Here is a 12,759-nt window from a genome sequence, read left to right on the forward strand (position 1 = left end):
AAAGAACCGCCTGATGACCGCAGTCTCCCCGGTGCCGCTGGCCTTCGACGGCTCGCACATCGACGGGTCCCTGTTCACGACCGTCACCGACTTCGCCCGCGACACCAAGTGGCTCAACACCCCGATGGAGTGGTGGACCAACGCGGGTCTGGGCGTCTTCGCGATCCTCATGGTGGTCGGCTGGTGGCAGGCGCGCCGCCGCGACACCACGACGATGACCCTCGCGCTGGCCGTCCCGGTCAGCGTCGCCGTGGCCTTCGCCGTGGCCGAGGTGGCCAAGAAGCTCGTGCAGGAGGCCCGCCCCTGCCTGTCGATGCCGCACGCGTACATCGTCGAGACCTGCCCGACACCCAGTGACTACGCCTTCCCCAGCGGCCACACCACCACCGCCGTCGCGACCGTCGCCGCTCTGTTCCTCCTCGACCGCCGCCTCAGCGCGATCGCCGCGGTCTTCGCCCTGATCGAAGGATTCAGTCGGGTGTACGTCGGCGGCCACTACCCCCATGACGTCCTCGCCGCGGCCGTCCTCGCCCTGCCGGTCGCCTACGTGACCAGCCTGGTCCTGCGCCGCTTCGCCGTACCGCTGGTCGCCCGTCTTCGCGCCGGGGCTCTGGCGCCGGTCCTGACGGCCAAACCGGCGGGCGCGCACGTCGCGCGCTGACGTCGAGCCGACATCAACCGGGCGTCCCTGATAGCCATCAGGGACGCCCGAACCATGCGTGCCTCCCCCGGCGTGCCCCACCAGTGATGCGGCTCATTGTTGCGACTGGGTTGCAGCTAGGAAGACTGTGCGTCTAGGTTGTGCCGTTGTCTCCCCGGCCGAAGAACGGACGCCCATGGTCACCGCCCCCGTGGCAGAGCAGCTGCCGACCCGATCCCGATGGCAGCGGATAGCCACGTCCATGACGCGCCGCGAATGGTCGCGCATGGGGGGTATGGCCGCGTTCATTCTCGCCCTGCACCTGATCGGCTGGTTCACTCTGGTCGCGATCGTCGCGCCGGAGCACTACACCGTGGGCACCAAGGCCTTCGGTATCGGCATGGGCGTGACCGCCTACACCCTGGGCATGCGGCACGCCTTCGACGCCGACCACATCGCCGCCATCGACAACACCACCCGCAAGCTGATGAACGAGGGGCAGCGTCCCCTGTCCGTCGGCTTCTGGTTCTCGCTGGGCCACTCCAGCATCGTGTTCGCCCTGGCCTTCCTCCTCTCGCTCGGCGTCAAGGCGCTCGCGGGGCCGGTCCAGGACGACAACTCCCAGCTGCACACCGTGACCGGGCTGGTGGGCACCACCGTCTCCGGCGTCTTCCTGTACGTGATCGCGGCCATCAACATCGTCATCCTGGCCGGGATCTGGAAGGTCTTCCGGCGCATGCGGACCGGCGACTTCGACGAGGCCGCGCTGGAAGAGCAGCTCAACAACAGGGGATTCATGAACCGGCTGCTCGGCCGGGTGATGAAGTCGATCACCAAGCCGTGGCAGATGTACCCCCTCGGACTGCTCTTCGGCCTTGGCTTCGACACGGCCACCGAGATCGCCCTGATGGTCCTCGCCGGCTCCGGCGCGGCCTCCGGGCTGCCGTGGTACGCGATCCTGTGCCTGCCCGTCCTCTTCGCCGCCGGTATGTCGCTCCTCGACACGATCGACGGCTCCTTCATGAACTTCGCGTACGGCTGGGCGTTCTCCAAGCCGGTCCGCAAGGTCTACTACAACCTCACGATCACCGGCCTGTCCGTCGCCGTGGCCCTCATCATCGGCACCATCGAGCTGCTCGGCCTGCTCGCCGACAAGCTCGGCCTGCACGGCGCCTTCTGGGACTGGATCGGCGGCCTGGACCTGAACATCGTCGGCTTCGTGATCGTCGGCCTCTTCTTCGCCACCTGGGTCATCGCGATGGCCATCTGGAAGCTCGGCCGCATCGAAGAGAAGTGGACCGCGCACCTGCGCTCCGCCGAACAGGGCGCGGACTGAACCGGCGCGTCCCCGCACGCGCCGGCCGTCCGCCTCTTTGAGTCATGGACGGCGCACCCCGCATCCGTGTGAAGAAGCGGCGCGCGGTACCCTGCGGGGGTATTGGACATCGTGCTCGTGGGGCGGGCGGCGGAGAGGACTGGTCGTGGCGGACAGCGGACAGCACCGGCGGGCTCTGGCCCGGCTGCTGACGCTGTGTGCGGTTCTGCTCGGCTTGTTCCTCATGCACGGCTCCCCGGCCAGTGCCGCGGGCGGCTGCCACGGTGCGAGCTCCGCGACCGCCTCGATGCCGTACGTCCATGGGAGCACCGCGATGACGCCCATGGCCCGCGCCGCGAGCCCGCATCCCAGCGGCGGCGTCCAGGCTCGCGCGGTCGACGGGTCGGCGATGCACGACGGGACGCTGTGCGTCTCGACCCCCGCGCGCGACCGTCTCCCGCTGCCGGCGCCCGCCCTCGCGGTGCCGGCAGCGCTGACGGCGCTGGTGTGGGCGGCCCGCCCGTCGAGCCCGGCCCGTACGGGACGCCGCGGGCCACCGACGGGTGGCAGGGGTCTGCTGCTTCAGGTGTGCATCGCGCGGACGTGACAGGAGCGATGCCGCAGCCCGGCCGACAGGCCGGGAGCGGCGAACGAGCCCTGCTCACCTCGCGCGCCACTGGCGTGGCGTGCCACCCGGAAAGACCTCACCCGATGTTCGCTTCCTCTCGCTTCACCGTGCGCCGCCGAGCACTCGCCGCGGCCACCACGACCGCGGCCCTCGCCCTGACCCTGGCCGCCTGCGGCACTTCGGGCGGCTCCTCGATGCCCGGCATGGACCATGGAACCAAGGCGTCCGTGTCCTCCTCGGCGAGCGCCTCGCCGTCCATGGGTGACATGCCGGGCATGGACCACACGGCGTCCGGCAACGGGCTGTCCGACAGCATGGGCGGCTACCGTCTCACCAGCCAGGGCGCCACGCTCCCGGCAGGCACGCAGGCCGCCTACCGGTTCGCGATCGCCGGTCCGGATGGCAAGCCCGTCACCGGCTTCGCGCTCGACCAGACCAAGCGGCTGCACTTCTACGCCATCCGCTCGGACCTGACCGGCTTCCAGCACATCCACCCGACGATGACCGCCGACGGGACCTGGAGCGCCGACCTCGCCTCCCTCGCCCCCGGTACCTGGCGGATGTTCGCCTCCTTCACGCCCGACTCCGGTCCCGGCAAGGGCAAGGACTTCGTCCTCAGCCGCACCGTCGGCGTCCCGGGTACGGCGACGAAGACGCCGCTGCCGCCCGCCGCCAACTCCGCCGAAGTCGACGGATACACCGTCACCGTCCAGGGCGAGCCGATGGCCGGCATGGCGCACCCGCTGACCGTGACCGTCACCAAGGACGGCAAGCCCGTCACCGATCTGCAGCCCTACCTGGACACCTACGCCCACGTGACCGCCTTCCACGAAGGCGACGAGGCGTTCGCCCATCTCCACCCCGCCACGAAGGTTGACGGCGACCACGGCGGGCCGGAGCTGTCGTTCCACGCCGAACTGCCCGTCTCGGGCAACTGGCGGCTGTTCCTGCAGTTCCAGAGGGCCGGGAAGCTGCACACCGCCGCGCTGACCCTGCGCGTCGGCTGACCGTCCGGGCGGGGGTGCCACACCCCGTACGGCAGTCGGCGATCACCCGCCGCACTGCGGTGACGTGACGCGGAAGCCGCCCCGGACCGCCGAATTGAATGGCGGTCCGGGGCGGCCAGGTGTCGTCGGGTTCGAGTGTTCCTGGTCAGTAGCGGATCGCGCTCGGGTGGGTCGCGGGGTTCGCGCGGTGCGGCGAAGCGCCGCCCGGGGTCATGGAGAAGGCGCCGTTCTGGAGCGGCCCGGGGCTGTACCCGCCGCTGGTGAGGGCCTGCGGGCTGTAGGTGTCGAAGACCTGGCCGTCGACGCTGATGCCCGAGAAGTCGAGCCGGTTGAAGGACGGATAGCTCTGCGTCGGGGATTCGATGATCGCCTCGGCGCTGACGTTCTGGGCGCCGAGGTTCTGGGTGGTGTGCTCGGTCCAGCCCTGGGTGTTGTCCGTGAGGGTGAGGGTGTAGTTGCCGCCGCCGTCGGAGACCACGGTGCCGGTCATGCTGTCGCCCTCCGACACGGGGTCGTTCCAGTAGATGGGCTGGGCCGGGTACATCTCGTACCAGGCGGAGAGCTGCGGGGTGCCGCTGGAGCAGTCGGTCTGCACCCCGGTCTGCTCCACCGTCTGCGAGCCGTAGCCGTCGATGCCGACCCAGGGGGCGAAGAGGTCGTTGGTGGAGTTGCAGGTGGCGTGCGGCTCCACCCAGGATCCGGTGATGCGGGTGAACGAGCCCTGGGCGACATAGCCGCCCCAGACGCTGTCCTTGATCTGCGGCCGCTGCGGGCCGAAGCCGCCGGCGGCAGCGGCGGACGTGCCGACGCCGAGCGGGGCGAGGGTGGCTGCGGCCAACAGCAGGCCGGCGGCGGCGGATCCGGTCCGGTTCGCTCTGCGGAATCGTCTCGCGGTATGTATGGGGGTACCCATGTGCCGGTCTCCTCTGGGTGAGGGGTGGGGGAAGGCTGCGGGTGGGCCCGGCTGATCGGGCCGGGCTCATGGTGGGGGCGGGTGGCCCGAACTCTCAAGGGACAGGCGGGAACTGGAACCCGCCATGGCGGGAACATGACATGATGGCCCATCGGAGATGGACAGAGCGGGCCTGCGGGCTGTATGTGCTCGCCTCACGTACCCAGGCGCGACTGAGGATTAGGCGGTCAGGATGCTCCCGAACTCGCCCTGTGCGGCGGAGACTTCACCTCCCCCGGCCCCGGACGGCCTGCTCGGGGCGCTCGGCGTACCGGAACCCGAGGAGCGCGTCTACCTCCGCGTACTGGCCCGGCCCGGGCGCACCACGGACCGGATCGCCGCCGAACTGACGCTGGGCGCCGAATTCGCGGCGCACACCCTGGAGTTGCTCGCCGAGCGGGGGCTCGTGCGCAGACAGGGGGTGCCGCCGGCCTGGTCGGCGACGGCACCGGACGTGGCCGTGGAGGCGCTTCTGCTGCGCCGCGAGGAGGAGTTGTGCCGGACCCGGGGCCGGATCGGCGAACTGATGCGGACCTACCACCGGGCGCGGCAGCCGTCCGCCGCGGGACTCGTGGAGATGGTCACCGGGCGCACGGCCATCGCGGAGCGCTGGCGGAGCATGCAGGAGGGCGCCCGCCACAGCGTCCTGCTCTTCGACAAGGCGCCGCACATCATGCGGGCCGACCCGGGCGCCGAACTGCCGCTGCTGGCCCGGGGCGTGCGGATGCGGGTGGTCTACGAGGCGAGTACGGTGCGCGCCCCCGGCCGGCTGGCCGAGCTCCGGGAGTTCATCGGGGCCGGCGAAGAAGCCCGGATGCTGCCCGAACTCCCGTGCAAACTGGCCGTGGTGGACGACCGCTGGGCAATGCTCCCGGTGTCGAACGGCGCGGAGCTGCGCGGGGCACTGTTCGTACGTCCCTCATCGCTGCTCGACGCGCTGGTGGCGATGTTCGAGGTGTACTGGCACCGGGGGCTGCGCGTCCCGGACGCCGACGACCCGGGGCGCGTGGCCGGGGACCGGCAGCGGGAGCTGCTGACCCTGCTCTCGGCGGGGCTCACCGACGACAGCATCGCGCGCCAACTCGGCGTCTCGCCGCGGACGGTGCAACGCTGGGTGCACGAGGTGATGGACATGCTCGGGGCCCGCACCCGCTTCCAGGCCGGGATCCAGGCGGCACGCGCCGGTCTGCTGTGAACACCAACGCGAACAGGCTGCGTATCGCACAAGGCGGAGTGTCACTTCCGTAGCGAGTCGGTGAACCGCGCCTCGTATGCCGTTGCGAGGTCGTTCAGCGCCTCACCGCAGTCGCCCGCATAGGACGGGCCGTGCATCAGCCCCAGCGTGGTGGGGGTGAGGCCGGCCAGTCTGCGCATGGCCGGTGCCGTGTCGGCGGTGAGGCAGGACGCGCCGAACACGTCCTCGGCGGCGAGGGCCGGACCGACGATCTCGCTCTCCGTCAGGGGCGGGGCGTTGCCGATGGCGGTGAACAGGTCGCCGCACAGGAGGGTCCCCGTCGTCTCCTCGTACATCAGCCCGGCGTCCCAGCCGTGGGGCACATGCGGGGTCTCAAGGCGCCGTACCCGTTTTCCTCCCAGGTCCAGCACTTCTCCGTCGCTGAGCGGGCGCGGCGGCCGGTCGGCCAGGTCGTTGACCGACACCACACAGCCCATCGCGCCGTGCGCGACCTCGGCCCGAGGGGCGGCGGCCAGCCAGGAGTTCATGGAACCGCACTCGTCGGCCTCGACATGGCCGAAGGTGATCCAGCGCAGCCCCTCCACCGGGGTCACCCGGGCCACGGCGTCCGACACCAGAGGGAACAGCGCCCGCAGTCCGCAGTGGAACAGCAGAGGTTCCTCGGCATTGATCAGGAACTGGTTGAACAGGAAGTCGGCCTCACTGATGTACGTGGACAGCCGGTAGATGTCGGGCGCGATCTCCGTGACAGTCGTCTCCATGCCGGGACGGTCCTCTCTTCCCTCGCTTTCGACGGCCAGTATGGCTCCCGGCCCCAGGAAGGGCGCGCCGATTGCGGCCGCTTGGCGGAGGCGGCGGTGCGGGTTCCCACCGACGGTTCTAGATGCCGCCCGCAACGGCGAGGCCGAGCGCGAGGAGTACGGCGCCGGTGGTGATGTTCAGTCCTCGCCGGACCGCGGGCCGGGACACCAGCGCGCGGCCCCGCCCCACGGCCCAGGTGAACAGCAGGTACCAGCACGCGTTGACCAGCGCCCAGAGCACTCCGAGGGCGACGCTGGACACCAGGACGGGGCCGTCGGCCGTGACGAACTGGGGCAGCACCGAGATCGCGAACACACCCGCCTTCGGGTTGCCCAGTGTCGTGCCGAGCCCGGCGAGGTAGGCCGCCCAGAAGCCCGGCCGCTGCTCCTTCGCGTCGGCCGCCGGGGCGTCTTGGGTACTGCGGGCCGCCCGGAGCGTATTGATACCGAGGACGACCAGTACGATGCCGCCCGCGATCCGTACCGCCGCATAGGCATGGGGATTGGCCAGCAGCACGGCGGACAGGCCCGCGGCCGCCGCGCTGGACCAGATCAGCAGCCCGGTGGCGTTGCCCGCGATCGTGGGCCGGGCGCGACGGGGCCCGAGCGCCAGGGTCTGCCGCATCATCAGCGCCTGGCCGGCTCCCGGGAGCATCGCGAGCAGCCAGGTGGTGACCAGGAAAACGGGCAGATGGGTGGGCATGCCGAGGGCCTTCCGTGGGTGGTGGCTTGCCCACCCAGGCTGGCCCGCCGGAGCACCTCGGAGAAGTTAGAGCCGAGCGGTGCAGCGTTAACATTATTGAATGGCCGATCCTGGACAGCTCCGCCTCCTGGCGCTGATCGAGCGCCACGGCTCCCTCACCGCGGCCGCACACGCCCTCGGGCTCACACCGGCGGCGGTGACTCAGCAGGTCGCGCGGGCGGAGCGGGACTGGCAGGTGCCGCTGGTCCTTCGCGGGCCGCGCGGGGCGAGCCTGACTCCGGCCGGTGCTGTCCTGGCCGCCCATGGACACGTCATCGACCAGCAGGCGGACCAGGCATCGGCCAGGCTGGCGGCACTCCTTGGACACCTGTCGCTGCGACTGCGGGTCGGAGCCTTCCAGGCGGCCGCCCTCCATCTGCTTCCGCCCGCCCTGACCGCGCTGCGCCACCGCCACCCCGAGGCGGACCTGTCGGTCGAGGACCTGGCCTCCGCATGGGGCATCGAGTACGTGGCAGAGGGCAGGCTCGACCTCGCGGTCATCGCCTCCTGGGAAGCACCCCCGGCCCCGCCCCCGCACATCGCGGTACATCCGCTCCTGGTGGACCCGATGGTGGTGGTGCTGCCCGACGACCACCCGCTCGCGCGACGGCCCGACGCCGACCCGCTGCGCCTCGCGGAACTGCGCGACGAGTCCTGGGTGACCATCCTGGCCGGTCATGCCGCCCGCGAGCAGTTCGACCGGGCGGCGGGCGACGCCGGGTTCACCCCCAAGATCCGGTTCCAGACCGCCTCGTACGACGTCGCGCAGGCGCTGGTCGGCACCGGCATCGGGGTCTGCCTCGTCTCCCGGCTGGCCCTGACCCACCTGCCCGGCACCACCCACCGCGAACTCGCCCACCCGCAACCGCATCGCCAACTCCACGCGGTGACCGCGGCCGACGCCTCCCTCACGCCGCTCGTGGACATCTTCCTGAGCCTGCTGCGCGACGTGGCCGAGGACATCACCGCCACATGGCCCGCGCGACGGTGAGCCGGGCCCCTCGTCCACGGTGACCTTCATCTGTGGTCCTCCAGGTACTCGGGGCAGGCGGTGAAGGGGGAGAAGAGCAGCCCCCCGTTGTCCGCTGATGCCGTCAGGGGCTCTCGGCGCGCGGGGTGGCCAGCCGGGCGAACGCGCGGGAAATCTCGGCCAGTTGGGATGCCTCCGCGTCCGTGCCGGTGCCGGAGGCGGTCGGCAGGGGGACCGGGCCGGGCCTGAAGTCCGTGGTGGGGGCGGGGGAACGCAGGGCCGCCGAGATGCGGGCCGCGGCGGTGGCGGCCGTGTCCGGGTCAGGGCGGGGCGGGGCGTTCAGCCGGGGGCGCAGGAGGAGCAGGCCGTCGTGGATCTCGATGACCCGGCGGTAGAGGACGAACCGGATGCCGGGATGGGGGCGGGGACGGGGCAGTGCGATGTCCGGGAACGCGCCGTGCAGGGCGGACCACAGCGGGGCCAGCGCCCGGTAGGTGCGGTACGTCCACCACCGGTGGCGCAGCCAGGGCCAGGCCGCCGCGCTGCCACCGCTGATGACCAACGCCGCGCAGAGCAGACCGAGGGTGATGGAGAGCGGGTCGTCGCCGTCGGACTGGCGGCCGGTGAGCAGGGCGAGCCGGACGTCGTCGAGCCCCCAGGCGGTCCAGGCCACGCCGACGGCGGCGCCGGCGACGAGCAGGCGCATGCCGATGCGCGGGGCGCCCGGACCGGTCCGCCGGGACCGGCGCAGCAGCGCGCGGCCCAGGCCCGTCAGGTGCCAGGCCGGGTAGAGGACGAGGGTGATGTCGTACGCGGCCAGCACGGCACGGTGACGGGCGTCGACGAAGAGTTGACCGGCCGAGTGCTGCAGCCGGGCCGAGGCGAACAGCGTCACCAGCGTGAGGAGGGCCAGCCCGGCGGCGACGGCCTGGCGCCGCACCGGGCGGCAGGTCAGCAGTCCCAGGCAGGACACCGCCAGAGTCCGCAGTGCGTCGCCGAGCAGCATGGGCAGTCCCGGCAGGCCGACGGCCCGTTCGAGGGCCCGGGCCGTGGCCGGGGCGAGTACCAGCAGGGCGGTGCCCAGGCAGAAGGCGAAGCGGTGCGCGTGGCGCAGGGCGGTCTCGCACCGTTTGCCGCGGAGCGCGGCCCACCGGAACAGGCCGAACGCGAGCAGGGCGAATCCGCTGAGGTAGGGGAGGGCGTCAGCCACGGCCGCCGTGCCGGGGCGCGGGGCCGAAGAGCGGGTCCGGCGGCCGGTCCGGGGCGGACCAGACGGCCCGCTGGAGGATGAGGGAGGCGAGTAACTCCGCCTCCTGCTCCTGTGGTTGGGAGTAGACCGTGCGGCCCAGGACCCGGCCCACCAGCTCCGGTGACAGGTGCGGCACAAGGCCGGTGGAGAGTGCGCCGTCGTGTTCGCACAGCAGGTGGGACAGCTCGTGCACCAGGATGTGCTGCTGGTGGAGCGGTGAGGTGTCCGCCGCGTAGACGATGTAGTCGGCCGACTCGGCGGTCACCAGCAGGCCGCACGGCACCCCGGGCTGCCAGGTGGCCGGCATCAGATCGATCGGCCTGCCGCGGCGCCGGGCAACGGTCTCGGCGAGCCGGAACGCGTCGAAGGGAACGGGGAGTTCCAGGGATGCGGCGAGGGCACGACAGCGTCGCAGCAGGCGGCGCTGTGTCATCAGCCGGCCGGTCGGCGCCGGTCGGCCTCGCGCCGGGCGATCGCGTCGATGAGGTCGCGTACGGTGCCGAGCCCGTCGGGGGAGAGGCTGACCGCGCGCAGGGCCACATCGCGCACCCCGGCGTCGCGCATCGCGGAGAGCAGCGCCACCTCCTCGGCGATCCGGGCGCTCTCCGCGTCGTCGAAGAAGTAGGCGACCGGCACCTGGAAGAAGGCGGCCAGTGCCTCGAGGTGGCGCTTGGTGGGGTTGTCCCGGCGGCCGGTGCGCAGCTGCCACAGATAGGTGGCCGAAAACGTCTCGCCGCTCGACTCGCGGCACGCGCGGGCCACTTCCTCATTGCTGTACGGGGAGTGGTCAGGACGGCGGACCGTTCGGAAGAGTGCGTCTATCCGTTCCGCCAGTGACTGGACCTCGGCCTCCGACACGGCCCCACCTCCGTTCGCACCGGCATGATATCCCGCCCCGTTCCGGCCGCGGCACCCGATGACGATCTCAGCTGAGATGAATGAAACAGCCAAAGAATCCATACCAGTTGACACGGGGATCGGGGCTGCACGAGGCTTCGAGGCGCATCGGGAGCGCGAGCCATCGGCTCGTGAACGAAGGGAACATCACCGTGAGACGTACCACCGCCGCGTTATTGACGGCACTGCTGGCGATCATCGGGGCCATGGCCCTGCCCGCCACCGCCCAGGCCGATGCGCCGGGGTCGTGCACCACCCACTACGAGGGCCCGGTCGCCAGTGCCAGTTGCACCGGGGTCTCCCCGGGCACCATGTGGCAGACCCGGGCCGCCTGCTTCTACCTCATCGGCAACCAGCCGATCGACTACTGGGTGGCCGGCCCCGTCGTCACCGGCGACGGCACATCGATCGCCTTCTGCAACCGCGGCCAGTCCTGGGCGACCAGGACGATCCGCCCGACGGTGGTGGGTGTGACCGGCAGCCAGGGCCGGCTGGTCGGCTACGGCGGCAAGTGCGTCGACATCCGCAGCGGAAAGACCACGGTGGCCACCCCCGTGCAGATCTACGACTGCAACGGCACCGGCGCCCAGTGGTGGACGCTCGGCACGGACCACACGGTGCGCGCCCTCGGGATGTGCCTGAACGTCGTGTGGGGCGGCCACGACAACGGGACCAAGGTGGAGATCTACGACTGCCAGCCGTGGAGCCAGGGCGAGCAGTGGCTTCCGCAGGCGGACGGCTCGCTGAAGAACGTCCTCACCGGCAAGTGCCTCGACGACCTCGGCTTCAACACCAACAACGGGACCCAGTTGGGCATTTGGGACTGCAATGGTCTGCCCAACCAGAAGTGGACCCTGACCGCCTGATCCGCTGGCGGGCGGGGGCCAGGGTGGCCGATGCCGTGCGGGCCGACTGCATCGGCGCACAGGTCGGGCCCGCCGCCGAGTCCACGCCCCGGCACGGCCAAGCCCCGTCACGTGAAGGCCGACGGGGCTTGGCCACGTGGGCTTGTCGCGGGGCGGCGCCCCGACAGGCCGCTCTGAGGGGCGCGCCCCCTCGCTGCCGACACCGTCCCGAATCGGTGACGCACGGCCACCGGCCGGGGGAGGGTGCGGCGGGGGCCGTGGATGCGGTGCCGCTTGCATTGACAGGTGCACGGAGCATACTGGTCGAGCCCCGATCACTCACAGAACGACTCCATGGCCAAGAACAGCAGCTCCTCGACCACCGTCCCCGTCACCGCGTGGCTGGGGCGCGGCCGCCACCTCGGGCCCGAGCCCGAGCTGGACGTCCGGCGCAACCTGATCGCCCTCAAGGCGGCCGGGGTGCTCGACGACTTCCTGGACCTCGACCCCGTCGAGGCGGCCCGCTCCACCGTGCTGCACCCGCGGGACGAGTCCGCCGACCCCGGCCCGTCGGCCCGCCGCCTCTTCGAGGCCCGCTGGCGGGTGGCCGACGACGTCACGGTGCGCGCACAGCTGACCACGTACGAACCCGAGACCCGCCGCAAGGAAGGAGTGGGCGTCACCTGGGTCCTCGCCGCAGAGGCGGAGCAGGTGTGGGACGCGCACTGGCCGTCGCCCGTCACCATGTTCTGGCCCGACAGCGACCGGATCGCCTGGGACCACGACACGGTGCCGGGCGTGCGCCTGCGGACGACGAACCACCTGCCGAAGGACGACGACGAGCTGCGCCACCGGCTGCGGGACTGCACCCGGCACAGCTGGTACATCCACGTCGTGGTGCACGAGGCGATGACGCCCGACGCGATGGGGCAGCAGCCGATCTCGGCGTTCCTGCCGCCGAGCCTGCGGCACCGGGTGGTCGAGCACCGGGGCACGCCGGAGCAGGCACAGATCGCCGACTTCGCGATGAAGCGGGAGCTGAGCGTGCGGATGCCGCGCGGCGGCGCTGTCGTCCTGCCCACGGCGCCGCAGGGTCCGGGTTACGACGCGGAGCGTTTCACGGTGCGCAGTGTCTTTCTGGACGGCTCGGAACCGACCGAACTCCTCGACAGGATCAAGGAGTTCGCCGCGCTGCCGCGGCCGCTGCCGGCCGACGCCGAGCGGGCCCTGACGCGGCTGCGCCAGGGCTGGCACCTGCTCACCCCGGACGAGGAACTGGTCCACGCCCAGGGCATGGTCACCAAGTACGCCGAGGCGCTCGACGTCATGACGAACTCCCGTGACCTGTACCGGGAGGCCGCCGAGACGGCGCATGCCGCGCTGGCCGAGGCGACGGGTGGCGACGGTGTGCCCCGGCTGCCCGCGCCGAGGACTGCCAAGGCGGACGGTTCGCCGCTGAGCGCCCTCACGAAGGCATTCGGCCGCTTCCGGGACCCGAACAAGTAGGGCGCGTCGGACG

14 protein-coding genes are annotated in these 12,759 nt (G+C 71.6%); 8 read left to right on the forward strand and 6 right to left on the reverse strand.

Annotated elements, in window-relative coordinates:
* Positions 1-13 precede the first annotated feature (13 nt).
* The 4 genes from ACIBK6_RS22780 to ACIBK6_RS22795 all read left to right on the forward strand — a co-directional run bounded on the left by ACIBK6_RS22780 (position 14) and on the right by ACIBK6_RS22795 (position 3,590).
* On the forward strand, positions 14-661 hold the full coding sequence (locus ACIBK6_RS22780) for a phosphatase PAP2 family protein (protein ID WP_399053132.1): 648 nt from the start codon (positions 14-16) through the stop codon (positions 659-661).
* Between the two features lie 241 nt (positions 662-902).
* Positions 903-1,976, forward strand: coding sequence for a HoxN/HupN/NixA family nickel/cobalt transporter (locus ACIBK6_RS22785; RefSeq protein ID WP_399053133.1), 1,074 nt, complete (start codon positions 903-905; stop codon positions 1,974-1,976).
* Between the two features lie 145 nt (positions 1,977-2,121).
* Positions 2,122-2,562: a hypothetical protein gene (locus ACIBK6_RS22790; RefSeq protein WP_399053134.1), complete on the forward strand. Its 441-nt coding sequence runs from the start codon at positions 2,122-2,124 to the stop codon at positions 2,560-2,562.
* 104 nt (positions 2,563-2,666) lie between these two features.
* The gene (locus ACIBK6_RS22795) at positions 2,667-3,590 is read left to right on the forward strand and encodes a hypothetical protein (RefSeq protein WP_399053135.1); all 924 of its coding nucleotides are present in this window, start codon (positions 2,667-2,669) and stop codon (positions 3,588-3,590) included.
* Between the two features lie 145 nt (positions 3,591-3,735).
* Here the strand turns inward: ACIBK6_RS22795 and ACIBK6_RS22800 are convergent, their stop codons facing one another.
* Entirely contained in the window at positions 3,736-4,503 is a 768-nt protein-coding gene (locus ACIBK6_RS22800; protein WP_399053136.1) for a G1 family glutamic endopeptidase, read from the reverse strand.
* A gap of 232 nt (positions 4,504-4,735) precedes the next feature.
* On the opposite strand from ACIBK6_RS22800, the gene ACIBK6_RS22805 reads away from it, so the two are divergent.
* Positions 4,736-5,737: a LuxR C-terminal-related transcriptional regulator gene (locus ACIBK6_RS22805; RefSeq protein WP_399053137.1), complete on the forward strand. Its 1,002-nt coding sequence runs from the start codon at positions 4,736-4,738 to the stop codon at positions 5,735-5,737.
* 41 nt (positions 5,738-5,778) lie between these two features.
* Here ACIBK6_RS22805 and ACIBK6_RS22810 read toward each other — a convergent pair whose 3' ends face one another.
* A complete protein-coding gene (locus ACIBK6_RS22810) occupies positions 5,779-6,498 on the reverse strand; it encodes an MBL fold metallo-hydrolase (protein WP_399053138.1) in 720 nt (239 codons plus the stop codon).
* Positions 6,499-6,616: 118 nt separating this feature from the next.
* A complete protein-coding gene (locus tag ACIBK6_RS22815; protein WP_399053139.1) occupies positions 6,617-7,240 on the reverse strand; it encodes a LysE family translocator in 624 nt (207 codons plus the stop codon).
* Positions 7,241-7,340: 100 nt separating this feature from the next.
* On the opposite strand from ACIBK6_RS22815, the gene ACIBK6_RS22820 reads away from it, so the two are divergent.
* Entirely contained in the window at positions 7,341-8,270 is a 930-nt protein-coding gene (locus ACIBK6_RS22820) for a LysR substrate-binding domain-containing protein (RefSeq protein ID WP_399053140.1), read from the forward strand.
* Between the two features lie 103 nt (positions 8,271-8,373).
* Here the strand turns inward: ACIBK6_RS22820 and ACIBK6_RS22825 are convergent, their stop codons facing one another.
* From ACIBK6_RS22825 to ACIBK6_RS22835, 3 genes are read right to left on the reverse strand one after another with little or no spacing between them, the layout of a single operon-like run.
* Positions 8,374-9,459, reverse strand: coding sequence for an MAB_1171c family putative transporter (locus tag ACIBK6_RS22825; protein WP_399053141.1), 1,086 nt, complete (start codon positions 9,457-9,459; stop codon positions 8,374-8,376).
* Positions 9,452-9,931, reverse strand: coding sequence for a ParH-like protein (locus ACIBK6_RS22830; RefSeq protein WP_399053142.1), 480 nt, complete (start codon positions 9,929-9,931; stop codon positions 9,452-9,454). Before ACIBK6_RS22830 ends, ACIBK6_RS22825 begins: the two co-directional genes overlap by 8 nt.
* A complete protein-coding gene (locus ACIBK6_RS22835) occupies positions 9,931-10,356 on the reverse strand; it encodes an XRE family transcriptional regulator (protein ID WP_399053143.1) in 426 nt (141 codons plus the stop codon). The genes ACIBK6_RS22830 and ACIBK6_RS22835 overlap by 1 nt, the downstream gene beginning before the upstream one ends.
* A 191-nt stretch (positions 10,357-10,547) precedes the next feature.
* Between ACIBK6_RS22835 and ACIBK6_RS22840 the strand changes: the two genes are divergently transcribed.
* Positions 10,548-11,261, forward strand: a complete 714-nt coding sequence (locus ACIBK6_RS22840; RefSeq protein WP_399053144.1) for a ricin-type beta-trefoil lectin domain protein — start codon at positions 10,548-10,550, stop codon at positions 11,259-11,261.
* 333 nt (positions 11,262-11,594) lie between these two features.
* Positions 11,595-12,746: a hypothetical protein gene (locus tag ACIBK6_RS22845; protein ID WP_399053145.1), complete on the forward strand. Its 1,152-nt coding sequence runs from the start codon at positions 11,595-11,597 to the stop codon at positions 12,744-12,746.
* Positions 12,747-12,759: the final 13 nt, after the last annotated feature.

The organism is Streptomyces sp. NPDC050485 (genome assembly GCF_044458185.1).
In the GTDB taxonomy this organism is placed as follows: domain Bacteria; phylum Actinomycetota; class Actinomycetes; order Streptomycetales; family Streptomycetaceae; genus Streptomyces.